At 72.0% G+C, this 26,751-nt stretch carries 24 protein-coding genes and 1 pseudogene; 16 read left to right on the top strand and 9 right to left on the bottom strand.

Translation table 11 applies throughout. The annotated features are described in order from the left end of the window. Positions 1-105: 105 nt before the first annotated feature. A complete protein-coding gene (locus tag DY218_RS24115) occupies positions 106-513 on the bottom strand; it encodes a DUF6223 family protein (RefSeq protein WP_128558237.1) in 408 nt (135 codons plus the stop codon). A gap of 242 nt (positions 514-755) precedes the next feature. On the opposite strand from DY218_RS24115, the gene DY218_RS24120 reads away from it, so the two are divergent. Next, a complete protein-coding gene (locus tag DY218_RS24120) occupies positions 756-1,895 on the top strand; it encodes a sensor histidine kinase (RefSeq protein ID WP_128558238.1) in 1,140 nt (379 codons plus the stop codon). Beyond that, on the top strand, positions 1,892-2,554 hold the full coding sequence (locus DY218_RS24125) for a response regulator (RefSeq protein ID WP_128558239.1): 663 nt from the start codon (positions 1,892-1,894) through the stop codon (positions 2,552-2,554). Before DY218_RS24120 ends, DY218_RS24125 begins: the two co-directional genes overlap by 4 nt. Before the next feature lie 62 nt (positions 2,555-2,616). On the opposite strand, the gene eno is transcribed toward DY218_RS24125, so the two are convergent. Continuing rightward, positions 2,617-3,921 (bottom strand): phosphopyruvate hydratase, encoded by a 1,305-nt coding sequence (eno, locus tag DY218_RS24130; protein ID WP_128558240.1) that lies wholly within the window; start codon positions 3,919-3,921, stop codon positions 2,617-2,619. Between the two features lie 242 nt (positions 3,922-4,163). Here eno and DY218_RS24135 point away from each other — a divergent pair, with 242 nt between their 5' ends. Further along, positions 4,164-4,586 (top strand): MarR family winged helix-turn-helix transcriptional regulator, encoded by a 423-nt coding sequence (locus DY218_RS24135; protein ID WP_128558241.1) that lies wholly within the window; start codon positions 4,164-4,166, stop codon positions 4,584-4,586. Here DY218_RS24135 and DY218_RS24140 read toward each other — a convergent pair. Next, complete coding sequence (locus tag DY218_RS24140) at positions 4,519-5,751, bottom strand: MFS transporter (protein WP_128558242.1); 1,233 nt, start codon at positions 5,749-5,751, stop codon at positions 4,519-4,521. The two genes, DY218_RS24135 and DY218_RS24140, sit on opposite strands and share 68 nt — an antisense overlap. Before the next feature lie 154 nt (positions 5,752-5,905). Here DY218_RS24140 and DY218_RS24145 point away from each other — a divergent pair, with 154 nt between their 5' ends. Further along, positions 5,906-6,931, top strand: coding sequence for an ArsR/SmtB family transcription factor (locus DY218_RS24145; protein WP_128558243.1), 1,026 nt, complete (start codon positions 5,906-5,908; stop codon positions 6,929-6,931). A 36-nt stretch (positions 6,932-6,967) separates the two neighbouring features. On the opposite strand, the gene DY218_RS24150 is transcribed toward DY218_RS24145, so the two are convergent. From DY218_RS24150 to DY218_RS35745, 4 genes are all read right to left on the bottom strand, one after another. Further along, complete coding sequence (locus DY218_RS24150; RefSeq protein ID WP_128558244.1) at positions 6,968-7,912, bottom strand: bifunctional helix-turn-helix transcriptional regulator/GNAT family N-acetyltransferase; 945 nt, start codon at positions 7,910-7,912, stop codon at positions 6,968-6,970. 61 nt (positions 7,913-7,973) lie between these two features. Further along, a complete protein-coding gene (locus DY218_RS24155) occupies positions 7,974-8,531 on the bottom strand; it encodes a GrpB family protein (RefSeq protein WP_128558245.1) in 558 nt (185 codons plus the stop codon). Beyond that, a complete protein-coding gene (locus DY218_RS24160) occupies positions 8,528-9,127 on the bottom strand; it encodes a dienelactone hydrolase family protein (RefSeq protein ID WP_128558246.1) in 600 nt (199 codons plus the stop codon). The genes DY218_RS24155 and DY218_RS24160 overlap by 4 nt, the downstream gene beginning before the upstream one ends. A gap of 158 nt (positions 9,128-9,285) precedes the next feature. Then, positions 9,286-9,408, bottom strand: a complete 123-nt coding sequence (locus DY218_RS35745) for a hypothetical protein (protein ID WP_325052020.1) — start codon at positions 9,406-9,408, stop codon at positions 9,286-9,288. 299 nt (positions 9,409-9,707) lie between these two features. On the opposite strand from DY218_RS35745, the gene dgoD reads away from it, so the two are divergent. The 8 genes and pseudogenes from dgoD to manD all read left to right on the top strand — a co-directional run bounded on the left by dgoD (position 9,708) and on the right by manD (position 20,223). After that, on the top strand, positions 9,708-10,853 hold the full coding sequence (gene dgoD / locus DY218_RS24165; RefSeq protein WP_128558247.1) for a galactonate dehydratase: 1,146 nt from the start codon (positions 9,708-9,710) through the stop codon (positions 10,851-10,853). 228 nt (positions 10,854-11,081) lie between these two features. Next, positions 11,082-13,100 carry a DUF6351 family protein gene (locus DY218_RS24170; RefSeq protein WP_233521869.1) on the top strand — a complete coding sequence of 673 codons (2,019 nt, stop codon included), beginning with the start codon at positions 11,082-11,084 and terminating at the stop codon, positions 13,098-13,100. 113 nt (positions 13,101-13,213) lie between these two features. Next, a complete protein-coding gene (locus DY218_RS24175; protein WP_128558249.1) occupies positions 13,214-14,758 on the top strand; it encodes an FG-GAP-like repeat-containing protein in 1,545 nt (514 codons plus the stop codon). 129 nt (positions 14,759-14,887) lie between these two features. Beyond that, complete coding sequence (locus DY218_RS24180) at positions 14,888-15,670, top strand: FadR/GntR family transcriptional regulator (RefSeq protein ID WP_128558250.1); 783 nt, start codon at positions 14,888-14,890, stop codon at positions 15,668-15,670. Between the two features lie 136 nt (positions 15,671-15,806). After that, positions 15,807-17,124, top strand: a pseudogene (locus tag DY218_RS24185) (ABC transporter substrate-binding protein). After that, on the top strand, positions 17,124-18,089 hold the full coding sequence (locus DY218_RS24190; protein ID WP_128558251.1) for a carbohydrate ABC transporter permease: 966 nt from the start codon (positions 17,124-17,126) through the stop codon (positions 18,087-18,089). Before DY218_RS24185 ends, DY218_RS24190 begins: the two are co-directional and overlap by 1 nt. Next, positions 18,086-18,961 carry a carbohydrate ABC transporter permease gene (locus DY218_RS24195; protein ID WP_128558252.1) on the top strand — a complete coding sequence of 292 codons (876 nt, stop codon included), beginning with the start codon at positions 18,086-18,088 and terminating at the stop codon, positions 18,959-18,961. The genes DY218_RS24190 and DY218_RS24195 overlap by 4 nt, the downstream gene beginning before the upstream one ends. Positions 18,962-19,008: 47 nt before the next feature. Continuing rightward, positions 19,009-20,223, top strand: coding sequence for a D-mannonate dehydratase ManD (gene manD / locus DY218_RS24200; protein ID WP_128558253.1), 1,215 nt, complete (start codon positions 19,009-19,011; stop codon positions 20,221-20,223). 19 nt (positions 20,224-20,242) lie between these two features. On the opposite strand, the gene DY218_RS24205 is transcribed toward manD, so the two are convergent. Next, positions 20,243-21,010, bottom strand: a complete 768-nt coding sequence (locus DY218_RS24205) for a PIG-L deacetylase family protein (protein ID WP_128558254.1) — start codon at positions 21,008-21,010, stop codon at positions 20,243-20,245. A 148-nt stretch (positions 21,011-21,158) separates the two neighbouring features. On the opposite strand from DY218_RS24205, the gene DY218_RS24210 reads away from it, so the two are divergent. From DY218_RS24210 to DY218_RS24220, 3 genes are all read left to right on the top strand, one after another. Continuing rightward, positions 21,159-21,650, top strand: coding sequence for a pyridoxamine 5'-phosphate oxidase family protein (locus tag DY218_RS24210; RefSeq protein ID WP_128558255.1), 492 nt, complete (start codon positions 21,159-21,161; stop codon positions 21,648-21,650). A 153-nt stretch (positions 21,651-21,803) separates the two neighbouring features. Next, complete coding sequence (locus tag DY218_RS24215) at positions 21,804-23,207, top strand: L,D-transpeptidase (protein WP_233521871.1); 1,404 nt, start codon at positions 21,804-21,806, stop codon at positions 23,205-23,207. A 123-nt stretch (positions 23,208-23,330) separates the two neighbouring features. Beyond that, a complete protein-coding gene (locus tag DY218_RS24220) occupies positions 23,331-24,218 on the top strand; it encodes a PDZ domain-containing protein (protein ID WP_267899385.1) in 888 nt (295 codons plus the stop codon). Between the two features lie 29 nt (positions 24,219-24,247). Here DY218_RS24220 and treZ read toward each other — a convergent pair whose 3' ends face one another. After that, positions 24,248-25,996, bottom strand: coding sequence for a malto-oligosyltrehalose trehalohydrolase (gene treZ, locus DY218_RS24225; protein WP_128558256.1), 1,749 nt, complete (start codon positions 25,994-25,996; stop codon positions 24,248-24,250). Positions 25,997-26,294: 298 nt separating this feature from the next. On the opposite strand from treZ, the gene DY218_RS24230 reads away from it, so the two are divergent. Then, a complete protein-coding gene (locus DY218_RS24230) occupies positions 26,295-26,717 on the top strand; it encodes an SSI family serine proteinase inhibitor (RefSeq protein WP_128558257.1) in 423 nt (140 codons plus the stop codon). Positions 26,718-26,751 lie beyond the last annotated feature (34 nt).

Here is a 26,751-nt window from a genome sequence, read left to right on the forward strand (position 1 = left end):
CGCGCAGCGATCTCGGCCGGACCCGATGTCGGTCGGACCCGATCTCGACCGGACCCGAACTCGACCGGACCCGACCTCGGCCGCTCCTGCGGCGGACCGCACGAGTCACGGCCGGAGCCGAGCGGTGCCGTCGGGCCGGCCCGGCGACCCCTGAGCGCCCGACGACTCCTCGGACCGCGAGCGGATCAGGGCTCGGCGGCCGAGGAACACGGCGGCGAGGCCCAGGGGTACGGCCACGACGGCGCCCACGAGTCCGTTGCCGGTGCCGGGGCCGCCGCTCGACGTGGCCAAGTGCAGCACCGCGAGGAAGGTGCCGGCCACCCCCGCTGTCATGGCCGCGATCGCGCCGGCGCGCGGGCCGCCGAGGCCGACCCGCCTGCCGCCGCGGGCCCGGGTCGCCCAGCCGAGGGCCAGCCCCAGCAGCCCGACGCCTAGTGCGAGATTCGCCCCGGTCCGTCCACTGCCGATGACGCCGCCCTCGGCCGCCGCGATGATCGTCCCCTGCACACTCATGACGCTCGCCTCCGTCTCCGTGGCCGCCGCTGCCCGCGCATCGGGGCAGGCTCCGTACGTGCCGAGCATCGGCGACGGAACCGGCCACGTCGTCCCCCGGACGCGGACACCTGCCGCTGCCACCTCCGTACGATCCGCCTACCGCGCACGTGGCAGACGGTCCTGCGCTACCGCGCCCGCGGTAGCCACCCCTCGTCCGCGCGCCGGACTCGCCCGCCGCCGCGTCCCGCTACGGTGCGGACATGAGCGAAAGACGGTGGGCCGTCCCCGCCGGGGCGCTCGACGCGGCGACCGCCGTGGGTGTCGCGGTCCTGCTGGTCGTCACCGGGCTGACCGGCCCGCACCCGGGCGGAGGCGGCGAGCTGCTCGGCGTCGCGCTGCTCGCGGCCGGCGGCCTCGTACTCCTCGTGCGCCGGCGCGCACCGCGCGCGGTCCTGGCCGTCACGGCGCTGTGCGCGGTGGGGCACCTGGCCGCCGGCTTCGCGGTTCTCGCCGTCTCGTACCTGGTCGCGGTCTACGGAGCGGTGCGCGCGGGACACCGCAGGACCACCGTCGTCGCCTCCGTCGGTCTGCTCGCAGCGCTGCACCTCACCGGCCTGATCGTGCACGGCGGGCCCGCCCGCGAGATCGTGTCCCAGGCCCGCAGCACCCTGGAGATCGCCTGGCTGATCGCCGCGTTCGCCGCCGGGGAAGCCGTACGGCAGGCCGATCGCCGCGCGGACGAGGCCGAGCGCACCCGGGAGGAGACCGCCCGGCGCCGGGCCGATGAGGAGCGGCTGCGCATCGCACGCGAACTGCATGATTCGCTCACCCACCAGATCTCGGTCATCAAGCTGCAGTCCGACGTCGCCGTCCACGTCGCCCTGCGGCGCGGCCGACAGGTGCCGGAGGCGCTGCTCGCGATCCAGGAGGCGGGCCGGGAGGCGAGCCGTGAACTGCGCGCGACGCTCGAGGCCTTGCGGGACGATGACACCACCCCGCCACCCGGCCTCGACGCCGTCCCGGATCTGCTCGAGCGGTTCCGGGCGACGGGACTCGAGACGGACCTGACCACCGAGGGCGAGCCGTACACCGTGCCGGCTGCGGTCGGACGCACCGCGTACCGCGTCGTTCAGGAGGCCCTCACCAATGTCGTACGGCACGCGTCCGCGGCCCGGGCCTCGGTGCGCATCGACTACCGTCCGGACGCGCTCACCGTCCGCGTGGACGACGACGGCGAGGCGGCGCCGCCCGAGCCGTCACACTCCGACCCGACGTCCGGACTCGGACTCCTTGGCATGCGCGAACGGGTCACCGCGCTCGGCGGCCTGCTGCACGCCGCACCGCGCAGCCACGGAGGTTTCACCGTCCGGGCCGAACTCCCCACGAACGGAGCGCCGTGATCCGCGTCCTGCTCGTCGACGACCAGCCGTTGATCCGCAGCGGTTTCCGCGCGCTGCTCGATCTGGAGGACGACATCGAGGTGGTGGCGGAGGCGGCCGACGGCCGCGACGGCCTGGCGCGCGCGGCGGAGGAGCTGCCGGATGTCGCGCTGGTCGACATCCGGATGCCGGTGATGGACGGTATCGAAGTGACCCGGCGCATCGCCGCGGACCCGGCCCTCGCGGGCGTACACGTCGTGATGCTCACCAACTACGGCATGGACGAGTACGTCTACGAGGCGCTGCGGGCCGGAGCGGCAGGCTTCCTCGTCAAGGACATCGTGCCGGAGGACTTCGTGCATGCCGTACGCGTCGCTGCCCGGGGTGACGCCCTGCTCGCCCCCGCCCTCACCCGCAAGCTCATCGACCGGTACGTCACCCGGCCGCCACGGGCCCGAGTCGAGAGCGGTATGCGGCAGTTGACCGTACGGGAGCGGGAGGCGGTCGCGCTGGCCGCGCGGGGCCTCTCCAACGAGGAGATCGCCGATCGCCTGACCATCAGCACCTCGACCGCCAAGACCCACATCAACCGGGCGATGACCAAGCTGCAGGCCCGCGACCGGGCCCAAGTCGTGGTGCTGGCCTACGAATCAGGTCTGGTGGTCCCGCGCGACGCGTGACCCGTGGTGCCGGGTTCCGCGGTCACGGCCTCCCGCGGTCACCGCCTCCCGCCGTACGCGCCTCAGCCCGCGCGGTGCAGTGCCGTGCCGCCCGCGTAGCGTGCCGAGGAGCCCAACTGCTCCTCGATCCGGAGCAGTTGGTTGTACTTCGCGGTGCGGTCCGAGCGGGAGAGCGAGCCGGTCTTGAGCTGGCCGCAGCCCGTCGCCACCGCGAGGTCCGCGATGGTGGTGTCCTCGGTCTCGCCCGAGCGGTGCGACATGACGGCCGTCCAGCCGGCGCGGTGCGCGGTGGCGACGGTGGCGAGGGCCTCGGTGAGGGTGCCGATCTGATTGACCTTGATCAGGACGGAGTTGCCGGCGCCGGTGCGGATGCCCTCGCGCAGCAGTGTCTCGTTCGTGCAGAAGAGGTCGTCGCCGGTGAGCTGGCAGCGGTCGCCGACGCGTGCGGTCAGTTCGCGCCAGCCGTCCCAGTCGTCCTCGGCCATCGGGTCCTCGATGGACACGATCGGGTACGCGTCGATCAACTTGGCCAGATAGGCGGCGTGTTCGGAGGGTGTACGGCGCACTCCCTCGCCCGTGTACACATACGTGCCGTCCTCGAAGAACTCCGACGAGGCCGGGTCCATGATCAGGCCGATATCCGTGCCGGGACGGTATCCGGCGCGTTCGACGGCCGCCATGACGAAGTCGAGCGCCTCCTCGGCGGTGCGCAGTGCGGGCGCGAAGCCGCCCTCGTCGCCGACTCCGGTGGCGTGGCCGGCGGACAGGAGGTCACGGCGGAGGGTGTGGAAGATCTCCGAGCCCATGCGGACGGCCTCGGCGAAGGTGTCCGCGCCCACCGGGGCGATCATGAACTCCTGGAAGTCCAGGGGGTTGTCCGCGTGTGCGCCGCCGTTGACGATGTTCATCATCGGCAGCGGGAGCAGGCGGGCGTCGGCGCCGCCGAGATACCGGTACAGGGGCTGGCGGTGGGCGGCCGCGGCGGCTCTGGCGGTGGCCAGGGAGACACCGAGGAGGGCGTTGGCGCCGAGCCGGGACTTCGCCGGAGTGCCGTCCAGGTCGACGAGCGCGCTGTCGAGGCCCGCCTGGTCGTCGGCGTCGCGACCGATGACCGCGTCCGCGATCTCGCTCTTGACGTGCTCCACCGCACGGTCGACGCCCTTGCCGTGCCAGCGTCCCGGGTCCTCGTCGCGCAGCTCCGCGGCCTCCCGGGCGCCGGTGGAGGCGCCGGACGGTACGGCGGCGCGGCCGAGCGATCCGTCGGCGAGCAGTACGTCCGCCTCGATGGTGGGGTTGCCGCGGCTGTCGAGGATCCGGCGGGCCGTCACGGACTCGATGACGGTGGATCCAACTGCCATTGCGGGCATGGGACTTCCTTCCCGTTCGTCAGGCGCCGCGGCCCTGCTGCGACGACGTCGGCGCGTGCCGCGGCAGTGCCAGACTCTACAGCATTGCTGTGTAGTTTAACTAATCAGTTTCGCTGTTCAGTTCTGCTGCTCAGTTCTGCTGCCCAGTTCTGCTGTTCAGTTATCCTGGGCAGTAGCTCGTTCCGGCTGATGGGACGGCGGCCGGTGGGCGGACTCCTCCGCGGCAGCGGATACAGTGCCGTATGCCCACCCCGGACCCCGCCGCCGTCGCCGCCGAACTGCGTATCGCGATGGGCAGGCTCACCCGGCGCGTGAAGTACGAGGACCACATCCCGCAGGGCCAGATCGCGGTGCTCGGCGTCCTCGACCGCGACGGTGCCATGACCACCAGCGACCTCGCGGCGGATCAGCGCGTACGCCCCCAGTCCATGACCCGCGCGGTCGGGCTTCTGATGGAACAGGGCCTGGTCACCCGCCGCGCGCACCCCACCGACGGCCGCAAGTCCCTGGTGGAGCTGACGCCCGAGGGGCGGGCCGCGCTGGCGGCCGAGCGCGGTCGCAGGGCGGGCTGGCTCGCGCAGGCCATCGAGGCCGAACTCACCGCTGAGGAACGGAAGATCCTGGCGCGCAGCGCGGCCCTCCTGGAGCGTCTCGCCGCACGCTAGAGGGCATCCCCCTGGGCGCCACCGCGTGCCGGCCGAGTGCGACGAGCGTGAGTGCGGCGACGAGGGCGGGGACTCCCCACCATCCGGCCACGCCGTAGGTGCGCGCGCCCAGCCATGAGCCCGCCGTACCGCCCAGATAGGCACAGGTCATGAAGGCGGTGTTGAGCCGGCTGCGGGCGTCCGGGCGGAGGGCGTAGACACGGGTCGTGTTGGCGATCATGCCGCACTGCATGGCGACGTCGAGGAGCAGCGTGCCGGCGATCAGGGCGGCGAAGCCGTGCGCGCCGCCGAGCCCGCCCGCGACCAGGATCCCCGCCGACACGAGGACCGCGAGCAGACAGACGGTGTTCACCGGGCCCGGACCCTGCCGGTCGACCAGCCGTCCGGCGAGTGGGGCGCACAGCATCGTCGCGCTGCCCACCAGGGCGAGCAGCCCGACCGCCTGGGCGCCCATTCCGTACGCCGGACCGGTCAGCTGGAACGCGAGGCAGGTCCACACCGCCGAGAAGCCGGCGAAGACCGTGGCCTGGTAGAGACAGGAGCGGCGCAACTCCGGCTCGGTGCGCAGCAGACGGAGCGGCTCGGCCAGGAGTGCGGGGTAGCGGCTCCGGGACGGTGGAGGCAGTACGGGCACGACCCGGGACAGGGCGACGGCGAGCAGCAGCGTCGCGAACGCAGCCACCACGTACGGCACCCGCCACCCCCACCACTCGCCGAGCGAACCGCTGAACGTCCGCACAAGCAGCATGCCGCCGATGGAGCCACTGGCCAGCGTGCCGAGCACCGCGCCCCGGCGACCCTCGTCGGTCAGGGTCGCGGCGAGCGGGCTGATGAGCGGTGCGGCCACCGTGGTGAAGCCGGTCACCGCGCTCGCGGCGACCAGGAACGGCAGGTCGGGCGCGCAGCCCGCGGCGAGCAGACTCAGTCCGGCGAGGGTGAGCAGGGCGACGAGCAGGGACCGGTGGCGCAGCCGGTCGCCGAGCGGGACGAGCAGGAACATCCCGGCCGTGTAGCCGGCCTGGGTGGCGGTGACGGTCAGCGCGGCCGAGTCGGCGGTGGTGCCGAGACCCGTGGCGATCAGCGGGACGATCGCCTGCGGAAAGTAGAGGTTTCCGACGGCGACCGCGCAGGTCAGGGCGAAGAGCAGGGTGGTCCGCCGGTTCACCGGGCACTCCCTGTGACGAGCGGGCGGCGGGCGCGCGCGTCAATGGCCGTGCGCAGGAACGGAGTCGAAGTCGGCGTCATGGTCGAAGTCGGCGTCATGGCGGTGAGTCCAGTCGATGCGTGCGACCGGGCCAATGGATGTAGCGTGGCGCTCAATGATCGACTTTGTGCTGGGTGTCGAGGATCTCGCGGACACGCGCTTCGCCATGTCGCCGCTGCACGAGACGGTGCTCAGTCTGCGGGTGCTGCGCGAGCCGGGGCTCTCCGCGATTCATCTGCCCTGGCGCAGAGCGGTACTCGAGCGGATCACGGCGCGCGACGGCGCCGGAGCACTGGACGCCGAGGAGACCGATCTCCTGAGGGCACTGGTCGCGCGCCGTCGCACCATCCCCGACTTCCTGACACCGCGCCCCGAGACCTTCGCGCCGTCGTACGACGAGCAGCTGGCCGAGGTCCGCCGCGTGCCGCCCGAGCGGGTCCGGCGCGACCTGGTCGCCGCGCACGCCCCCGACCCGCTGCCGCCGGTGCTGCAGGATGCGGTCGCCGGTACCGACGAGTCGCTCGCGCGGTTCCGCGACGGACTGTGCGACGTGCTGGCGCGTTACTGGAACGTGGCGCTCGCACCGCAGTGGCGGCAGATGCGCCTGGTCCTCGAGGCCGATATGACCTACCGGGCACGGCAGTTGGCGGTCGGCGGAGCCCGCTCGCTCTTCGCCGACATGCACCCGAATCTGCGCTGGCGGGACGGCGTACTGCAGGTCCGCGGACTGATCGGTCCGGACCGGAGCAATCCGTCCCGGGGAGGGCTGCTCCTGCTGCCCTCCGTGTTCGCACACAAGCCGACACCGCCGCTCGACCCGGGGGAGCCGCCCCGCCTGCTGTATCCGAGCCGCGGCGTCGCCACTCTGTGGACGGCGCCCGAGCCGGTCGACGCGGCCGCGCTCGGCGCCCTGCTCGGCGCTCCCCGGACGCGGCTGCTCCTGCTGCTCGAGACGCCGCTCGCCACCGTGGAGATCGCCCGCCGGCTCAGGGTGACGCCCAGCGCGGTGTCCCAGCATCTACGGGTCCTGCATGCGACGGGGCTGGTGACCCGGGCCCGCGACGGGCGTCAGGTGCTCTACCGCCGCAGCGGACTCGGCGACCGGCTGGCGGAGTTCGGGACGGGAACGGGGACCGGGTAGGTCACCCGGCCCGCAGCAGCCCTGGTGGGACTCGTGTCACTCGGCCGCGGCGGGCAGCGTGATCCGCTTCTCGAACCAATGATGGGCGTACGGCTCGTCGTTGAAGGCCGGCACCTCCCGGAAGCCGGCGGAACGGTAGAGGCCGATCGCGCTCGCCAGCGCCTTGTTGGTGTCCAGGCGCAGGGTGTCGTGTCCGTGCCGCGCGGCCTCGGATTCGAGCTCGGCGAGGAACCGGCGTGCGAGACCGAGGCCCCGGGCGTCGGGCGCCACCCACATCCGCTTGACCTCGGCCGCCGCACCGTGCGGGAGCTTGAGTCCGGCGCAGCCGACGGGGTCGCCGTACAGCCGGGCGACCAGGAACAGTCCCTTCGGCGGGCGGAGTTCGCCCGCGTCGGGCAGCAGGCTGCGGCCGGGCTCGAAGCCGGTGTCGAAGGCCTCCTGCAGCTCCGCGAAGTAGGACTCCAGGCACCACCGGGCATCGGGGTGGTCCGGGTCGACGACGTCCACGGCCACGGTCGCGGCCGTCAGGAGCCGGTCGACCTCCGCCATCGCGGCGACGAGGCGGGCGCGCTGAGCGGAGTTGAGCGGCTGCAGGAGCGAGCCGGCCAGTTCGTCGCTGCGCGCGTCGAGTACGGAGCGCTCGGCGCGGCCCGCCGAGGTGAGGCGTACCGTGCGCACCCGCCGGTCGCGCGGCTTCGGCTCGACGACGACCAGGCCGTCGGTCTCCAGGGAGCGGAGCAGCCGGCTGAGGTAGCCCGAGTCGAGGCCGAGACGCTCGCGCAGGCGGCGCACGTCCTGCGGCCGCCCGCCGATCTCCCAGAGCAGTCGGGCCTCGCCCACGGGGCGGCTCCGGCCCAGGTAGTGGTCGTGCAGGACACCGACGCGCTCGGTGACGGTGCGGTTGAACCGCCGTACGCGACGTATCTGGTCGGTGGGGGCCGGGTGCTCGGGAGAGGTCTCGTGCTGCGGTGCGCCAGTCATTCTCTGACCTTAGTCAGAGAACCGATGGGGTGCCATGGGACGGTGCGCCACCGTTCGTCCGTCAGGCCCGTCGCAGGATCTCCTCGACGACCTCCGACTTGGCGTCCGCGTAGTTCTGGACGAACTCCCAACTCCGCCCGGACAGCGCTCGCTTGGTGTCGGCATAGAGCGCGTGGTCCCCGGCATCGGCGCGCAGCCGGTCACGGAACCGGGTCATCCGGTCCGCCTCCTCGCAACCGCTCGGCAGCACATGCAGATTGACCTGGTCCGCGGCCGCGTGGTGGAGGTACTTACGGAGGACCCGGTGCTCGTACCAGCCGGGCTCGCGGATGACGAGCTCGTACCCGAGCGGTGCGAGAACGGGTGTGTAAGACGGCTCGTCGGCCGGATCGGGCACGGTGAGCAGCATGTCGATCACCGGCTTGGCGGGCAGCTCCGGCACCGATGTCGAGCCGACGTGCTCGACCCGGTGGTCGAGGCCGGACAGTCGACTGCTGATCGCCGCGGCCTCCTGCGCGAAGAGGTCCGGCCACCGCGGGTCGTACTCCCGGAGCGTGACCGGCCCGTCGAGCCGCGGCGCGGAGCCGACATGGGCGGCCTCGATCTCGTCGGGCGTCATGGCCGTGCGCCGACGGTCCGGGGGAGCCCGTCCAGAAAGGCGAGCACGCGCGTGGTCACGAGCGCCGCGGCCTCCGGATCGTACGAGGGCAGGCCGGGGTCGGCGAACAGGTGCCGGTCCACCTCGTACAGGAACAACTCCGCCTCGGGCGCCGCCGCCACCAGGGAGCGAGCCGCCGCCAGATCCCCCTCGCCCGCGAACACCGGATCCGACTGCCCGCCATGGATCTGGACCGGCACACCGCCGGGCCACTCGGTGCCGAACTCCGTGTGGGGCAGGCAGGATTCGAGAAGGACCGCACCGGCCGCGCCGGGCCTGGTCTGCGCCAGCCGCTGGGCCGGCAGAACGCCGAGCGAGAAGCCGATGAACACGATCCCCGCCGGCAGGGACTCCGCCGCGGCCACACCGCGAGCGGCCAGCACCTCGAACCCCGTCCGCTCGGCGTACGCCAGTCCCTCGTCGAAGGTGTCGAAGACCCGCCCCTCGTACAGATCCGGTACGTGCACCGTGTGCCCGGCGTCGCGCAGCCGGCCGGCGAACTCCCGCACTCCGTCCGTCAGTCCGTACAGATGGTGGAACAGCACTACCTCGGCCATGCTCCAGGCCCTCTCACCTCGGTCTTCCCCAACACCGACCGAGTATGGACCCCGCCACTGACATCGGCGGGGAGCCGCGGAGGTGAGGCAAGGAGCCACGCGGGTGCGCGTCCTCCCCCGACGGCGCACACCCGCGTGCGGGTCCCGGGGAGACGCCCCTAGTCCATGCCCACCTGGCCCATCTGCTCGAAACCCAGGGTGCCGCAGGCGAGTTGGAGCCTGAGACGCGGCAGCGTGTGCTGCTGATGCGGATCGTGGACTTCATGCGCCGCAATCTGCACGACCCGGACCTGACCCCCGGCACCGTCGCGGCGGCGCACCACATCTCCGTCAGCCTTCCCGCGCCTTCCGCGCCGCGTACGGCACACCGCCGGGCGACTACCGCCGACAGGTACTGCCTCCCGGTACCTAGTGCCGTATCCCGGCCCCGTCCTGCTCGGCCCCCTCGCGGCCCGCGGTTCAGCAAGAACACGTCGCCGCACGGGAGTTGATCTGCACCGTGCGCGGTGACACCGTTGTCGCCCATGCAGGCGGGCCGTGGAACGCCGGCCGGCCGTCCACCCACCCACGGGAGTGACCGGTGAAGATCGAACGCGTAGAGACCTTCCTGGTCCCGCCGCGCTGGCTGTTCCTGAGGATCGAGACCGACGAGGGCATGGTCGGCTGGGGAGAGCCGGTCGTGGAGGGCCGCGCGCACACCGTGGCCGCCGCGGTCGACGAGCTGTCCGACCACCTCCTGGGCGCCGACCCGCTGCGCATCGAGGACCACTGGCAGACCCTCAGCAAGGGCGGCTTCTACCGCGGCGGCCCCGTCCTGTCGAGCGCGGTCGCCGGCATCGACCAGGCCCTGTGGGACATCGCGGGGAAGGCCCGCGGCGTCCCCGTGCACGAGCTGTTCGGCGGCCCGGTGCGCGAGCGGGTCCGGATGTACGCCTGGATCGGCGGCGACGAGCCCGCCCAGGCCGCGGAACAGGCCGAGGCCCGCCGCCGGCAGGGCTTCACCGCGGTCAAGATGAACGCCACCGGCGCCCTAGGCGCACTCCCCACCGGCGCCGAACTGGACGCCGCCGTCGAACGGGTGGGCGCGGTCAACGACGCGCTGGGCGGCCCCGGCGGCACCGCGGTCGACTTCCACGGACGGCTCTCGCCCGCGGCGGCGCGCGCACTCTGCCGCGAACTGGAGCCGCTGCGGCCGATGTTCGTCGAGGAGCCCGTCGTACCGGAGCTCTCCTTCGAGCTGCCGCGCATCTGCTCGTCCACCACGATTCCGATCGCCACCGGTGAACGGCTGTACTCCCGCTGGGACTTCCGGGACGTACTGGCATCCGGCATCGCCGTCGCGCAGCCCGATCTCTCGCACGCCGGCGGTCTCTCCGAGTGCCGCCGGATCGCCGCCGCGGCCGAGACGTACGGAGTCGCCGTGGCGCCGCACTGCCCGCTCGGGCCGATCGCACTCGCCGCCAGCCTGCAGCTCGACCTGGCCACCCCGAACGCCCTGATCCAGGAGTCGTCCCTCGGCATCCACTACAACGTGGACGGCGATCTCCTCGACTATCTCGTCGACCCGTCGCCGTTCACCCTCCAGGACGGGCACATCGAGCGGCTCACCGCACCCGGCCTCGGCGTCACCGTCGACGAGGCCGCCGTGCGCCGGGCCGCCGAGCGCGGCCATCGCTGGCGCAATCCGGTCTGGCGCGGCCCGGACGGCGCACTGCGCGAGTGGTGAGCCGACCGGCACCACACCCCCGAACCCCCCTGCCCGACGCGGGAACCGGCCCGGGCAGCACCACGAACCGCGACTCCGGAGAGCGAGGCGAGTTCCGCCATGTCACCCACCGCCGCTGTGAGAAGGGTCAGGCTGTGCCTGGCGGGTACGGCTCTTCTGGGTGTGCTCGTCGGCACCCTGGCGACCCCGGCGGGAAGTCAGGAGCGGGGCGGGCTGCGAGTGACATCCGTGTCCTCGCGGCCCGATGTGGTCTCCGGCGGTGACGCGCTGATACGGGTCGACGTCCCCGGCTCCGTGCCGGCCGACAAGGTCGGGATACGGGTCGACGGCCGCGATGTGACGGACAGTTTCGAGCGGACCGCCGGCGGCTCGCTCATGGGCGTCGTGCGAGACCTGGACGAGGGCAGGAACAGGCTCATCGCCACCGCCCGCGGAGCGGCGAGCGGACGGCTGACCCTGGTGAACCACCCCGTCTCGGGCCCGGTGTTCGCCGGCCCGCACGAGCAGCCGTACGTCTGCGACACCGAGGAGTTCAAGACCGTCACCGGCGCCACGCTCGGCCGGCCGCTCGACGAGGACTGCTCGGTCCGGACGCGTATCGACTACATGTACCGCACCACGGCGGGCGAGTTCGCCGCCCTGCCGGACGGGGACGAACGCCCCGCCGACCTCGCGACCACCACGACCAGCGCGGGCGAGGACGTGCCGTACATCGTCCGTGTGGAGACCGGCACCATCAACCGCGCCGTCTACGAGACGGCCGTGCTGCACGACCCGGAGTCCGGCGACCCCGCACCCGTGACGCGCGGCCCTGGCTGGAACGGACGCCTCGTCTACGGCTTCGGCGGCGGCTGCGCGGGCGGCTGGTACATCCAGGGCCGCAGCACCGACGGCGTCCTGAAGGACGACTACCTCGGCAAGGGCTACGCGGTCGCCTCGTCCTCGCTCAATGTCTTCGGCAACAACTGCAACGACCTGCTCGCCGCCGAGACCATGGCCATGGTCAAGGAACGCTTCGTGGAGTCGTACGGCGGACCGGACTTCACGATCGGCGTCGGCTGCTCCGGCGGCTCGTACCAGAACCACCAGATCGCCGACAACTACCCGGGCCTGCTGGACGGCATCATCTCCGGCTGCAGCTTCCCCGACGTCGGCTTCGGGACCGTGCAGACGATCAGTGACGCGCGGCTGCTCGACCACTACTTCGAGGAGACCGCGCCCGGCACCTTCACCAAGGAGCAGCAGCGGGCGGTCTCCGGCTTCGGGAAGTGGGAGAGCATCGCCAACCTCGGCGACGGCGGCGGCCGCATCGACCCCACGGTGTTCTGCCCGGAGCAACTGCCCGCGGGCCTGCGCTATCACCCCGAGAGCAACCCCGACGGCGCCCGCTGCGACGTCTACAGCCACACCGTGAACGCGTACGGCAAGGACCCGAGGACCGGCAAGGCCCGCCGGCCGCTGGACAACACGGGCATCCAGTACGGGCTGCAGGCACTCAACGACAAGGCCATCGACGTCGACCAGTTCATCGACCTCAACCGGCGCATCGGCGGCTTCGACGACGACGCGAAACCCGCCGCGGACCGCACGGTCGCCGATCCGAAGGCGGTACGTGCCGCCTACCGCACCGGGCGCATGCTCAACGGCGGTGCGGGCCTCGCCGAGGTGCCGATCATCGACTACCGCGACTACACGGACGACGCCGCCGCCGGCGACATCCATATGCGCTTCCACTCCTTCTCCACCCGAGCCCGCCTGGACAAGGCCAACGGCACCCACGCCAACCAGGTCATGATCACGCGGGACGGCAAGGGCTTCACCACCGCCGGGATGATCGCCGACATGGACAGCTGGCTGACCGGGATCAAGGGCGACCCGGGCAAGGGCGCCCCCATCGACAAGATCGTCCGGAACAAGCCTGCCGGGCTCGACGACGCCTGCTGGACCCGCGAGGAGGAACCGAAGAAGATCACCGAGCCGCAGGTGGCGGGCATCGGCACCACCGAGTGCAACACCCTCTACCCGGTGTGGACCTCACCCCGGATGGTCGCGGGAGCCGATGTGGCGAACGACATCGTGGTGTGCCAGAAGCGTCCGGTGCGCCGGTCGGACTACGAAGTCCCGGTCACCGGCAGCCAGTTCACGTCCCTGAAGAAGATCTTCCGCGGCGGAGTCTGCGACTGGTCCCGACGGGGAGTGGGCCAGCAGGGCCTCGCCGGCACCTGGCAGTCCTTCGGGTCCCGCTGACGAGGGCCGACGAGAAAGGTGCGGGTGGCCGTACAACCATCCTGGGGCCCGAGTCGTCCACTGGGGCGAACGGGGTTGGAGATGTACACAGCTTGACGACCGAAGGACATCGCGTGAAACAGCACCCTGAAGGTGTCGACGAACAGCGTGCAGGCCACGGCGCCCGGCACGCCCGCGCAGGCCTCGGCCGGCGTGCGGCGGCCCCGCTCGCGGCGGCGGTCCTGGTGGCCGGCGGCCTCACCGTCTGGTCGTTCGCACCGGACGAGGCGAGCGCGGCCGAGGGCAAGGCGGCCAAGGCGGACGACTTCAACGGCGACGGCTTCGCCGACCTGGTCTCCGGCGCACCCGGCGGCACGGTCTCCTCGAAGGCCGGCGCGGGCTATGTGGCCGTGACGTACGGCTCGGCCGACGGCATCGACCCGGGGAACAAGACCGTGCTGAGCCGCTCGACCAGCGGCGTGCCCGGCAGCGCCGCGGCGAAGGAGCGCTTCGGCGAGACCCTCGCCAAGGGCGACCTGGACGGCGACGGCTACAGCGACCTGGTGGTCGGCACCGCCGACGGGGGCGCGGGCGCCGTGGTCCTGTGGGGCTCGGCCGACGGCCTCACCGGCGGCACCGCCCTGCCCGGTTTCGAACGCGCCCCGCAGGTGGGCGACTTCGACGCCGACGGCAAGGCCGACCTGGCGCTCTTCGGCGCCGCGGACGTCGAGGGCGACGACCCGGTGAAGCAGTCGGCGAACCTCTGGAAGGGACCGATCTCGCGGGACGGCAAGCCCGCCGAGAAGCTCGACTTCCTCGACCCGTCCGAATGGTGGGGCTACGACGACGACGGCGCGGCCTGCGCCGAGAACGACTCGTGCATCGACGGCCCGGACTCCATCAGCGGACCCGTACTGCCCAAGGCCGTCGGCGACGTCAACGGCGACAAGCACGATGACATCGCTGTCTGGACGTACGACGGCGACGGCGTCTGGGGCAACCACGTGCTGCTCGGCGGCGCCAAGGGCTTCATCAACTCGCCCGCCCTCGAGGACTTCGCCGCGAGCAGCGACGAGAGCTCGGTGGACATCGGTGACATCGATGCCGACGGCTTCGAGGACGTGGTCCTCGGCAGCGGCAAGGGCGGTGGCAAGGTCACCGTGGTGCACGGCTCCGCCGACGGCCCGGACGCCGACCGCACCCAGACCTTCGACCAGACCCTCGAGGGCTTCTACGGCGCGCAGGAGGACGGCGACCGGGTCGGCTCCTGCATCGCCGTGGAGGACGTGACGGGCGACGGAAACGCGGACGTCGCCGTCGGCATCGCCGGCGAGGACTTCAGCGGACTCACCGACGCGGGCTCGGTCGCGCTGCTGCACGGCAGCGCGGACGGTGTGGTCGGCGAGGGCAGCAAGGTCGTGCACCAGAACACGGCCGGTGTGCCCGGAGTCGCCGAGAAGGGCGACAAGTTCGGCGAGGCCTGCGAGCTCCTGGACGTCAACGGCGACGGCCACCGCGACCTGGCCGCGGCCGCCGTCGCGGAGAACGAGTCGGCGGGTGCGGTGTGGGCCCTGCGCGGCTCCGCGGACGGCCTGACCACGGACGACGCGACCTCCTTCGCCCCGGTCGACCTCGACGCCCCGGTCACGAAGGCCGAGTTCGGCCGCTTCCTGCGCTGAACCCCGGCCGCCACCGGCACCGAGCACCGCCTCCGCGGCCCCGATCGAGGGCCGCGGAGCCCGGCCTGCCGGCCGTGTCCCACAGCCACGGCCGGCAGGCCGCCGCGCAGCGGCCTGTACGCTGCCGGAATGCGCCCGCTCACCTCATCGCCGCAGTCGAGCTCCGCCGTCGGACCAGGTCAGCGCGGTCTGCTCACCGAGCGCATCGCGCGCGAGCTCGAGCACGACATCCGGTCGGGCGCCATCGAGGTCGGCACCAAGCTCCCCTCCGAGCGCGAACTGTCCGCCCAGTTCGGCGCAAGCCGGAACGTCGTACGGGAGGTGTTGCGCCGGCTCGAGGCGCAGCATCTGATCGAGGTCGCCCCCGGCCGCGGCTCGTTCGTCCGGGAACAGACCTCGGGACAGGCCCGCGGGTACGACGCGCTCTACCGGGCCGGACGGCCCACCGTGCGCCAACTCATCGAGGCACGGCTGCCGTTGGAGATCGAGACGGTGCGCCTGGCCACCGCACGGGCGACCGACGAGGACATCGCGGTGATGCGGGCGGCGCGCGACGCCCTGGAGTCGGCGACCGACGTCGTGGTCAAGGCGCGGGCCGACATGGACTTCCACGACGCCATCGCGGTGGCGAGCGGGAATCCGGTGCTGCGGATCATGCTCTCGTCGATCAGCGGGATGATGTTCGAGATGATGCTGCGCTCGAACTCGGACCCCAGCATCGGCGAAGAGGGCGTGCCGCACCACCCCGAGATCTTCGAGGCGATCGAGGCCCGTGACGTGGAGCTGGCCTGCGAGCGGATGCGCGAGCACCTGATGCTCGGCCTGCGCACATACGGTCCCGACCTCGATGTGCAGGTCGATGTGATGGCCCGCAACCACATCGAGACCCTCCTGGGCGAGAACCCCGCATAGCTGATCGCCGTCCCGCTCCTCGGCCGGTCAACGGGGCTGGTGGGCCAGGACATCCAGTGTTAACGTCCCTCCTGGTTCAACTGGTCCTACCAGTTGGACCAATGTGAACCGCCAGCACACAGAGACGAGGCCACGGATGTCCACGAGCAGCCAGCTCCTCAGCCGGCGCGCCTTCGGGCGGCTGACCGCGGGAGCCGCGGCCGCCGTCGGCACGGGGGCGCTCGGCGCGTGTTCGGCACGGGGCGGCACCCCGTCGTCCGGCACGCCCCTGCGGATCATGGCCATCAACCACGTGTGGTCCCAGGCGATCCGGCGCCGGATCGAGGAGTTCGAGGAGCGCATCGGCCGCCGCGTCGCGATGACCCTGCTCACCGCCGACCAGCTGGCCAGTAGCTACAACGTCAAGCTCAACGCCTCCGGCACCGACGTCGACGTGATGATGGTCCGCGCCCTGCAGGAGCAGCTCCTGTTCGCCCACAACGGCTGGCTCGCCGACCTCAGCGACCGCGTCCGGACCGACCGCCGGTTCGACTGGGCGGACTTCCAGAAGGCGCCGCGCGAGGCGTCGGTCACCGCCGGCCGGGTGCTCAGCGTGCCCGTCGTCACCGAACGCCCTGTCCTCTACTACCGCAAGGACCTCGTCGAGGACCTCGGCGGACCGCCGCGCACCCTGGAAGCACTGCGGGAATCGGCGCTCGAACTGCGCGGACGCCACAAGGGCCTGTACGGATTCGTCGGCCGCGGCCAGCGCAGCGGCGCCGTGTCCCAGTGGTCGAGCTTCCTCTACTCGTACGGCGGCGACTTCGTCGTGGACGGCCGGTCCGGGATCGGCAGCCGAGGCGCTCGCCGCGTACCAGTACTACGGCGGCCTGCTGGCACGCACCGGACCGCCCGGCGCCACCAATATGAGCCTGGAACAGGCGATGCCGATCTTCGCCCAGGGCAAGGCCGGGTTCTACGTGGACGCCGACGCCGTATACAGCAGCTTCCTCGACCCGAAGGTGTCGACGGTGCAGAAGACCATCGGCTTCGCGCCGTTCCCCGCCGGGCCGGCCGGGGCCAGGCCGCACAACATCCCCTCCTGGAGCCTCGGCATCAACACCTTCTCCCGACTCCGCGACGACGCCTGGGAATTCATCCGCTGGGCGGCCGGGCCGGAGATGTCCACCGAGCTCCAGTCCGCCGGCATCCCCGGCGCCCGTACCTCCGTGTGGGCCGACCCGAAGACGCTCGAGTCCTTTCCGCGCGATCTCGCGGACGCCATGCGCATCAACGCCGAGCGCGGCCTCGGCCACGACCGGCCGCAGGTCCTGCAGGTCGGCCGCGCCCGGGACATCGTGGGCCGGCCGCTGGTGGCCGGGATCCTCGGCGAGCAGGTGGGGCCCGTCGCCCGTGACGCGGACGCCGAGTTCGCCGAGTTCCTGGTCCGCGACAACCGCCACAAGGAGTCCTGATGCCGACCACCGAGGCAGCTCCGGCCGCCCGTACCGTCGCGGACCCCGCCGGTGACATACCGGCCGGCGCGCGACGCCGGCGCACCTTCGAGCAGTCCAACCGCCGCCTGAAGTGGGCGATGCTGGCCCCCGCACTGCTCTTCGTGGGCCTGATGATCGTCTTCCCGCTGGTCTTCACCGCAGACCTCAGCCTCACCGACGCCTTCGGCGCGGTGAACGCCGGCAAGGAACACATCGGCCTGCGCAACTTCGCCGACGCCCTCGGCGACAGCCGCCGCTTCTGGCCCGCGGTCGAACGCACCGTCGTCTTCACCGTCGGCGCCGTGATCCTGGAAACCGTCCTCGGACTCGCCCTGGCCATGCTGATGCGCAAGCCGTTCCGCGGCATGCGCTGGGTGCGCACCGTCCTGATCATTCCGCTGCTGACCACACCGGTCGCGATCGGCATTCTGTGGCTGCTGATCCTCGACCCGACGAACGGCATCGCGAACCACCTGCTCACCGGAATCGGCCTGCCCCCGCAGGAGTTCCTGGGCTCGGTGAGCCAGTCCCTGCCCACGCTCATGCTCATCGACGTATGGCAGTGGACACCGATGATGACGCTGCTGCTGCTCGCCGGCCTCACCACACTGCCCGAGGAGCCCGAGGAGGCCGCCCTGATGGACGGCGCGAGCGCCTGGCAGCGCTTCCGGTACGTGATCATGCCGATGCTCGGACCCACACTCGCCACGGCCCTGGTGCTGCGCGCCGTGGACGCCCTGAAGACCTTCGACATCCTCTACGCGACCAAGGGCCCGGGCGGCGGCTCGGACTTCGAGGTGGAAACCCTCAACGTCTACGCCTACGGGCTCACCTTCGACTACCAGGAGTACGGACTCGCCGCGGCCGTCCTGGTCCTGTTCACCCTCTTCATCGTCGGCGTCGTGGTCCTGCTGCGCCGCCGGGGCGGAAGGAAGAACGCATGAGCGCCCCCGTCACCACCGCCCCCTCCGCACCTGCATCGGCCGCCCGTGCAACCGCCGTCCGCAGGCGCAGGACCCGCTCGCTGCTGCGCGGCACCGCCATCACCGTCGTGGCGCTCGTCTTCGCGCTGCCGCTCGTGTGGATGGTCGCCGCCGCCTTCAAGACGAACGTCCAGGTCACCGACCCGTCCGTGGGGCTCTGGTTCCGTCCCACCCTGGACAACTTCCGGGCCGTGATCGAGGCTGGGCAGATCGTCCGCTCGATGGGCAACTCCCTGCTCGTGGGCGTGATCTCGACGCTGCTCTCCGCCGTCATCGCGGTACCGGCCGCCTGGGCCGTGGGCCGCTTCGGCATGCACCGTACGGGTTCGATCGTCCTCGTCGCGCGGATCGTCCCGGCGATCTCGCTCCTCGTGCCCTGGTACTACCTGTTCGCGCAGATGGGCCTCGTCGGCTCGTACACCGTGCTCGTCCTCAGCCATATGTTCGTGTCCGTGCCGCTGATCCTGTGGATCATGATCGGCTTCTTCGCGGGCCTGCCCGTGGAGCTCGAAGAGGCCGCCCGCACCGACGGATTGAGCGCCTTCGGAGCCTTCTGGCGCATCTCACTGCCGCTCGCCGCACCAGGCACCGCGACCGCATCGCTCCTCGCCTTCGTTTTTAGTTGGAACAACTTCATGTTCGCCCTGGTCTTCGCCGACGAGAGCACCCAGACCGTGCCCGTCACGCTCTTCAACTTCATCTCGTACGCCAGCACCGACTGGGGCGGTCTGATGGCCGCCACCACGCTCATCACCGTCCCCGTGGTCCTCGCCGCCGTCATCGGCCAGAAGTACCTGGTGGCCGGGCTGACTTCGGGAGCCTCCAAGGGCTGAGCGCCCCGCCGGACCGACCCCCTCAGCAGAACGGAAAGAAGCAGCACATGAAGATCGTCGACGCGAAGGTCGTCGTCACCAGCCCCGGCCGCAACTTCGTCACCCTGAAGATCACCACCGACGAGGGGCTCACCGGCCTGGGCGACGCCACCCTGAACGGCCGCGAACTCGCCGTCGTCAGCTACCTCGAGGACCACATCGCGCCGCTGCTCGTCGGCCTCGACCCGCACCGCATCGAGGACACCTGGCAATCCCTGTACCGAGGGGCCTACTGGCGCCGCGGACCCGTCACGATGGCCGCCGTCGCGGCCGTGGACGTGGCCCTGTGGGACATCAAGGCGAAGGCCGCCGGGCTCCCGCTCTACCAGCTGCTCGGCGGGGCCAGCCGGGACCGGGTCGGCACCTACGGCCATGCGAACGGCCGTGACATCCCCGAGCTCCTGGACTCCGTGCGGGCCAGGCTCGCCGAGGGCTACCCCGCCGTCCGCGTCCAGTCCGGCATCCCCGGCCTGAAGGCCGTCTACGGGGTCTCCGACACCGACGCCGGCGGAGCGCCCGTACTCCACCAGCAGGCGCGCCCGCTGGTCGAGGACTGGGACACCGACGCCTATCTCCGCCACATGCCGGCCGTCCTTGATGCGGTACGCGCGGAGTTCGGGCCCGAGCTGCCGCTGCTGCACGACGCCCACCACCGGCTGACCCCGCTGCAGGCGGCCCGCCTGGGCAAGGACCTCGAGCCATACCGGCTGTTCTGGCTGGAGGACTGCACTCCGGCCGAGAACCAGGAGGCGCTGCGGCTGGTGCGGCGGCACACGACCACGCCGCTGGCCGTCGGCGAGGTCTTCAACACCGTCTTCGACTACCAGACCCTGATCACCGAGCAGTTGATCGACTACGTGCGCTCGGCCGTCACCCACTTCGGCGGGGTCACGCCGCTGCGCAAGCTCTTCGACTTCGCGGCCCAGTACCAGATCAAGAGCGCGGTGCACGGGCCCGAGGACATCTCCCCGGTCGGCATGGCGGCCGCGGTCCACCTCGACCTCGCCGTGCACAACTTCGGCATCCAGGAGTACTCGGGCCACACTCCGCTCACCGAGGAGGTGTTCCGGCATGCGTACACCTTCACCGACGGCCATCTGCACCCCGGCGAGGCACCGGGGATCGGCGTCGAACTCGACGAGGAGCTGGCCGCCGCGCACCCGTACGAGCAGGCCTATCTGCCGGTGAACCGGCTGAAGGACGGGTCCGTCCACGACTGGTGATCGCTGCGCCGGCCCCGCTTCACCCCGCGCTCAGCTCCGTGGTCCGGTGCGAGCCGGGTGCGAGGTCGTGGCGGACGAAGTACTCGGTCGACAGGAAGGCGGCGCGTTCCGGCTCCGGCATCGCGGCGAGGATGCCGGGGGCGGCGCCGCGGGCCACCTCGGACCGGTGGGCGAGGATCGCCGCGTACTTGGTGTCCAGCCAGGGGGCGACGTCCACGGCCGCGCCGATCCAGTCGTCGGGTACGGCGTGCAGCGTTCGCCCGGCCGCCCGCGGCACCTTGTTCCCCAACTGCCGTACGAACGACTGCGGATGGGTGGCCGCGTACACGGCGTCCGGTCGCCATGGCGCGCCGGCCTGCGGGTACAGGCCGGCGAGTCCGGCCGCTTGGGCGGCGAGCAGGCAGATCCGGTGGGTGTGTACGTGGTCGGGGTGGCCGGTGAGGCCGCCGAGCGCGTCGTGGGTGACCACGATGCTCGGGTGGAACTCCCGGATGTGGGCGACGAGTGCGCCCACCGCCTCGTCCAGCGGGGCCTCGCACAGGCGGGGACGGCCGGGCGCGGACTCGGGGACGCGGGCGTCGGCGTAGCCCAGCAGGCGGGGTTGTCCGGCGCCCAGGATGCTGACGGCGTCCGCCAGTTCGGCGGCGCGTGGGGTGCCTTCGGACCAGGTCGCCGTCAGCACCGAGGTGCGGGCGCCGGCCGCGGCGTGTCCGGCGAGGACACCGCCGGCGGAGAGGGACTCGTCGTCCGGGTGGGCGAAGACTGCGAGCAGGCTCGGCAGGGTCACGTTTTTCGGCCTCCTGAGGGGGCGGGTTCCGGGTTGTGGGTGGTCCTTGGGACGTCTGTCGGCCAGGGCGTGCGGAACGGCGGACAGCGGGTGCACCGAACCAGCAGAGTAGGCAGCCGTACAGGCCGTGATCAGTGGAGGTCGCACCATGACGGAGAAGGCCGCAGGAGACAAGCCGGCGCCGCGGAGCCTGGCGGAGCGGCTGCGGGACACCCGCAAGCGGCTCGAGGAGGACGTGGACGCCTGGGTGGCATCGGCCGGCGCCGAAGCGGCGGGGCCGTATCTCGTGCCCCTGTCGTTCCACTGGGACGGCACCGAGCTGCTCTTCGCGACACCCACCACCAGCCCGACCGCGCGGAACCTGCTGGCCTCGGGCCGCGCCCGGGTGGCGATCGGACCGACCCGGGACGTGGTCATGGTGGACGGCTCGGTGCGCGCCGTGTCCGAGGACGAGCTCGACGAGGCGACGGGCGACGAGTTCGCCGCGCGTACGAGCTTCGAGCCGCGCCGGCTCCGGCAGTCCCATCACTACTTCTGGGTCAGGCCGGAGCGGATCCAGGCCTGGCGGGAGGCGAACGAGCTGGCGGGGCGCGAGTTGATGCGGGACGGGGAGTGGCTGTCTCCGGACGGGAGCGCGTAGCCGGGCCACGCGCTCGTGCGGGCATGTGCGGCCCGAGGCCATCCGCTCGTGTGGGCTTGCGTGGCCCGAGGCCATCCGCTCGTACGGCCGATCCGGCGCAACCTGTGGTCATGCGCACGCCGTTCCGCCGGCCAGGCTGATCATCATGTTCTGATGCGGCAGATGACCTCACCTGCCACCAAGTCCGTGGGCGCGTTCGGCGCCCTTGCCGGAGTGCTCCTGATCGCCGCGGCCGGCCAGTGTGCCGACGACCGCGCGACCGATGCGGAGGGCCGGTCGCGGACCGCGCCGCTCGCCACGGTGTCCACCGCGGGTGCCGAGGACGTCACATCGCCCGGGGCCGGCTGCGGCGGCGCGGGTCCGGGAGGTCTCTGTCTGACCGGTAGTACGGTGCCGAAGCGTTGGCAGGCCCCGGTCGGTGACGGCCGCGGCGTCGTGGGGCGGCCCGCCGGCTCGGACGGTCTGCTCCAGGTCAGCGCGGGCCGCGACGACCACCGGATCGTCGACGTCGATGTCTTCTTCGGCGTGGGGCACGCGCGCGGGGTGGACGGTCGGCTCGCGTCGAACGGGCGTGTCTGGCGCAGCACCGTGCCGCTCGGCGCGGGCCGGCAGTACGCGCTGCGGGTCACCACGGAGGACGGCTCCGGTCGCACCGCTCGGGGCTCGCTGGCCTTCCGCACGGCCGCACCGGCGCGTGGCAGCGCCCGTCTGACGCCCCGTTTCGGGCCGGGACCCGGCTCTTACGGTGTCGGCCAGCCGATCGTCGCGGAGTTGAGCCGTCCGGTGCCGGCCGACGACCGTGCCGCGCGTGCTGCCGTCGAGCGCGGGCTGCGGGTCGATGCGCGGCCCCGCGTCGAGGGCGCCTGGCACTGGGTCGACTCGCGCACGCTGCACTATCGTCCACGCACCTATTGGCCGGCACATTCCCGGATCACCGTACGCAGTGCTCTGGAGGGCACCCGTATCGCGGACGGTGTCTACGGGGGACCCGCCGAACCGCTGACTCTGACCATCGGCGCGCGCGTGGAGGCCGTCACGGATGCGGCCACGCACACCATGACGGTGCTCCGGGACGGTGAGCCGGTCCGGGAGATCCCGGTGACGACCGGCAAGGCCGGGTTCCGTACCCGGGGCGGCATCAAGGTGGTGCTCGGCAAGGAGTCTGCCGTGCGGATGCGCGGCGAGTCCATCGGCATCGCGCGTGGCAGCGGCGACTACTTCGATCTGCCGGTGCGCTATGCGACCCGGGTCACCTGGAGCGGCGAGTACGTGCACGCGGCGCCCTGGTCCGCCGGCTCGCACGGCGTCGCGAACGTGAGCCACGGCTGCGTCGGGATGAGTACCGCGGACGCCGCCTGGTTCTTCGACGCCGTACGGGAGGGCGACATCGTGGAGGTCGTGAACAGCGGAGGCGAGCGGATGACGCCCTTCGACAACGGTTACGGCGACTGGAACGTGTCCTGGAGGAGTTGGCGCAAGGGCAGCGCCCTTGCGGCCGTCGGAGGGCAGGACGGCGGGGCGCGGCCGGACGAGGGGCGGTTGCGGCCGATGGCCTGAGGGCGGTCGGCGGCCGTCAGGGTAGGGGCGCGGGGCCTGGCGTTCCGGGTTCTGGCGGAGCGTCACCCGTTCGTGAATCGTGACGCCGTGTCCGGCCGGGTAGACCGTGACGCGGAGGCCCGTATGGAACAGACAGTGTTGCGTCCCAAGCCGATGCCCGGCCGTACGACGGGGCATCCGACGGGGTTCGATCCCGGTCCCGGTCACGAAACCGATCCGGGTCCTGAAGCCGATCTCGAAACCGGTCCCGGTCCTGATGTGGACACCGGTCCTGATGCCGGTGCCGGTGCCGGTGCCGGTGCCGGTGCGGGTGCCGGTGCCGGTGCGGGTGCCGGCACCGGCCGGAAGTCTGCCGCGCGTCGCCGGCCGCATGCGGCGAAGCGGCGCGGACGGCGCCTGGCCACTGCCCTGTTCAGCCTGCTCGTCGCCGTCGTGCTGCTGCTCGCCGGGGTCGGACTCGGCACGGTCGGTGCCTCGGTGATCGGCCTGAGCAAGCTCGCCGAACTGCAGCAGCAAGGCCCTCCCGGGGGACCGGCCGCCGGTCCCGATGGCCCTCAGGACGGGTCGGGGCGATCGCCGGGCGGGGCGGAGAAGCCGCAGGGCGGCTCCGCCAAGTCGCCGGGCGATTCCGGTGGTTCACCGGACGAGGCGGATCCGCGCACCGGGACCAACGGCGGCAAGGACGCCGCGCCGTCCCACCCGCAGGCCCAGGGCGGCCAGGGGGACGCCCCCGCGGCGGCGGCCCGCGCGACCGTCGGGATCGAGGCGGTCGACGCGGGGAAGGGCTCCGGCGCGCGGGTCGTCGGTGTGCACATCCCGGGCCCTGGGCACAGTGCGGGCCTGGTCCGCGGCGACGTCCTGCTCGCACTCGGCGACACCCGCATCGCCGACGCCGCGGACTTCGCCGATGCGGTGGCCGAGGCGCAACCGGGGACCCCGGTGGGCCTGCACGTCCGGCACACGGGCGGGGACCGGCAGACATTGACGATCACACCCGGGGTGGTGACCTGAGGGGCGTACTGGCCCTCGGCGAACCGGCGTCAGCGCACCGGTGCCAGCAGCGCACAGGACTCCGGCGGCAGGCTGAGGACCCCGTCCGCTCCGGGTGCCGCCACGTCGTCCCAGGCGGCCAGCACGCGCGTCCTGTCGCCCTGGAGCGGGATCTCGGCGGGGTCCTTGCCCAGGTTGACGGCGACTCTGAGGTCGCCGCGCCGGAACACCAGCCAGCGCTTGCTCTCGTCGTACGCGACCCGGACCGCGGCCAGATCGGGATCGGTCAGATCGGCGGTCTCGCGGCGGAGCGCCACCAGACGGCGGTACCAGGCGAGCACGCGCGCGTGGGGCTCGGTCGCGGGCTCGTCCCAGTCGAGACAGGAGCGGTCCCTGGTGGCGGGATCCTGCGGGTCGGGGATGTCCTCCGCGTCCCAGCCGTGCGCCGCGAACTCCCGTCTGCGGCCCGTGCGTACGGCCTGCGCAAGCTCGGGGTCCTGGTGGTCGGTGAAGAACTGCCACGGAGTGCGGGCGCCCCACTCCTCGCCCATGAAGAGCATCGGGGTGAACGGTGATGTGAGGGTCAGCGCCGCGGCGCAGGCCTGCAGACCGGGGGAGAGGGTGGCCGAGAGGCGGTCGCCGAGGGCACGGTTGCCGATCTGGTCGTGCGTCTGGGCGTAGCCGAGCAGGCGGTGTGCGGGTGTGTGCACCCGGTCGATCGGTCTGCCGTGTGTGCGGCCGCGGAAGCTCGAGTACGTGCCGTCGTGGAAGAAGCCGTGCGTGAGGGTCTTGGCGAGCGCTGACAGCGGGGAGACCGCGAAGTCGGCGTAGTAGCCCTGCGATTCACCGGTCAGGGCGGTGTGCAGGGCGTGATGGAAGTCGTCGTTCCACTGGGCGTCCACACCGAGCCCGTTGCGTTCGCGCGCCGTGGTGAGACGGGGATCGTTGAGGTCGGACTCGGCGACCAGGAACAGCGGGCGACCGGTCTCGTCGGCGAGCGCGTCGACGGCCGCGGACAGCTCCTCGAGGAACGCGTACGCGCGCGTGTCCCGCAGTGCGTGCACCGCGTCGAGGCGCAGCCCGTCGATGCGGTGGTCGCGCAGCCAGGCGAGTGCGCTGCCGATGAAGTACGCCCGCACCTCGTCCGATCCCGCGGCGTCCAGGTTCACGGCCGCGCCCCAGGGCGTGTGGTGGGTGTCGGTGAAGTACGGGCCGTAGGCGGGCAGATGGTTGCCGGACGGGCCGAGGTGGTTGTGCACGACGTCAAGGACCACGCCGATGCCCATGCCGTGTGCCCGGTCCACGAACCGCTTGAGCCCGGCAGGGCCGCCGTAGGGCTCGTGCACGGCCCAGGGCAGGACTCCCTCGTATCCCCAGCCGTGCCGGCCGGGGAAGGGGCAGACGGGCAGCAACTCCACGTGTGTCACGCCGAGTTCCGCGAGATGGCGCAGGCGCTCGCCCGCGGCGTCGAAGGTGCCCTCGCGGGTGAAGGTCCCCACATGCAGCTCGTAGAGCACGGCGTCGCGCAGTCCACGCTCCGGCGGGTCGTGCTGCCAGTCGTGGAGGGTGTGGTCGACGACCGCGCTGAGGCCGTCCGGTCCGTCCGGCTGCCGGGCCGACCGCGGATCGGGGCGGACCGGGCCGTCGTCCAGGACGAAGCCGTACCGGTCTCCGTCGGTGGCTTCCGCGTCCGCCGCCCACCAGCCGGGACGCTCCGGATCCGGTGCCAACGCGCGCGTGGTGCCCTCCAGTAGGAGCGCGACCCGTTCGGACTGCGGTGCCCACACTTCGAACTGCACGGACAGTTCCCCCTTGCCTGCCTGGCTGTCGGCCACATCCGGCGTCCATGGTGCGTCACCGAAGATCGAAACGCCGGGAATTCCGCCGAACCGGTACTGCGATCGGTACTTGACTCCATGCGGGCGGTCCTCGCCCATGCGGCTGACGTCCGGATCCGACCCGGCTCTCGTTCGAGTGACTTTGTTGATCATCGCGCGGTGCCCTGCCGATGCCCCCAGAGCGCGGGTGACTCCGTCCGCGCCGAAGCCGGAGCTCGGTCCCGGGCTCCTCTCCGAGCACAGAGGAACGGTGACGTTCATGGTCAAGACGGTACGGAACGGTCTTCTCGCGGCTGCTGCCGCGAGCCTGCTGATCACGGCGGGAGCGGGCACCGCCCAGGCCGAGTCGCACCAGGAGAGCAGCGCACCGGCCAACTGGCTGGCGCTGTCCGTCACACAGGGAACCGACGACTCCGGCCCGACCGAGCGGGTGCTCCTGCGCTGTCCGAGCCCGCGTACGGACCACCCCGACCGCTGGAAGGCCTGCTGGGAGCTGCGGCTTGCCGGCGGCGACATCAACCGCATCCCGGACCGGGACGTGGCGTGCCCGATGATCTACCGGCCCGTCACCGCCAAGGCGTACGGCAGGTGGGAGGGCCGCCGGGTGCAGTACGGCGAGACCTTCTCCAACAGCTGTGTGATGCACGCGAAGACCGGATCGGTCTTCAGCTTCGCCGACTGAGCCGCGAACCGTGGGGCACGCGCGCGTGCCGGCC

Source organism: Streptomyces triticagri (assembly GCF_003429565.1).
GTDB classification, from domain to species: domain Bacteria; phylum Actinomycetota; class Actinomycetes; order Streptomycetales; family Streptomycetaceae; genus Streptomyces; species Streptomyces triticagri.

What these genes read in the sequence shown, in the direction of transcription:
- DY218_RS24115 (WP_128558237.1), bottom strand. Translation starts at nt 513, where the DNA reads ATGAGTGTGCAGGGGACGATCATCGCGGCGGCCGAGGGCGGCGTCATC.
- DY218_RS24120 (WP_128558238.1), top strand. Translation starts at nt 756, where the DNA reads ATGAGCGAAAGACGGTGGGCCGTCCCCGCCGGGGCGCTCGACGCGGCG.
- eno (WP_128558240.1), bottom strand. Translation starts at nt 3,921, where the DNA reads ATGCCCGCAATGGCAGTTGGATCCACCGTCATCGAGTCCGTGACGGCC.
- DY218_RS24135 (WP_128558241.1), top strand. Translation starts at nt 4,164, where the DNA reads ATGCCCACCCCGGACCCCGCCGCCGTCGCCGCCGAACTGCGTATCGCG.
- DY218_RS24145 (WP_128558243.1), top strand. Translation starts at nt 5,906, where the DNA reads ATGATCGACTTTGTGCTGGGTGTCGAGGATCTCGCGGACACGCGCTTC.
- DY218_RS24150 (WP_128558244.1), bottom strand. Translation starts at nt 7,912, where the DNA reads ATGACTGGCGCACCGCAGCACGAGACCTCTCCCGAGCACCCGGCCCCC.
- DY218_RS24155 (WP_128558245.1), bottom strand. Translation starts at nt 8,531, where the DNA reads ATGACGCCCGACGAGATCGAGGCCGCCCATGTCGGCTCCGCGCCGCGG.
- DY218_RS24160 (WP_128558246.1), bottom strand. Translation starts at nt 9,127, where the DNA reads ATGGCCGAGGTAGTGCTGTTCCACCATCTGTACGGACTGACGGACGGA.
- DY218_RS24180 (WP_128558250.1), top strand. Translation starts at nt 14,888, where the DNA reads ATGCGCCCGCTCACCTCATCGCCGCAGTCGAGCTCCGCCGTCGGACCA.
- DY218_RS24190 (WP_128558251.1), top strand. Translation starts at nt 17,124, where the DNA reads ATGCCGACCACCGAGGCAGCTCCGGCCGCCCGTACCGTCGCGGACCCC.
- DY218_RS24195 (WP_128558252.1), top strand. Translation starts at nt 18,086, where the DNA reads ATGAGCGCCCCCGTCACCACCGCCCCCTCCGCACCTGCATCGGCCGCC.
- manD (WP_128558253.1), top strand. Translation starts at nt 19,009, where the DNA reads ATGAAGATCGTCGACGCGAAGGTCGTCGTCACCAGCCCCGGCCGCAAC.
- DY218_RS24210 (WP_128558255.1), top strand. Translation starts at nt 21,159, where the DNA reads ATGACGGAGAAGGCCGCAGGAGACAAGCCGGCGCCGCGGAGCCTGGCG.
- DY218_RS24215 (WP_233521871.1), top strand. Translation starts at nt 21,804, where the DNA reads ATGCGGCAGATGACCTCACCTGCCACCAAGTCCGTGGGCGCGTTCGGC.
- DY218_RS24220 (WP_267899385.1), top strand. Translation starts at nt 23,331, where the DNA reads ATGGAACAGACAGTGTTGCGTCCCAAGCCGATGCCCGGCCGTACGACG.
- DY218_RS24230 (WP_128558257.1), top strand. Translation starts at nt 26,295, where the DNA reads ATGGTCAAGACGGTACGGAACGGTCTTCTCGCGGCTGCTGCCGCGAGC.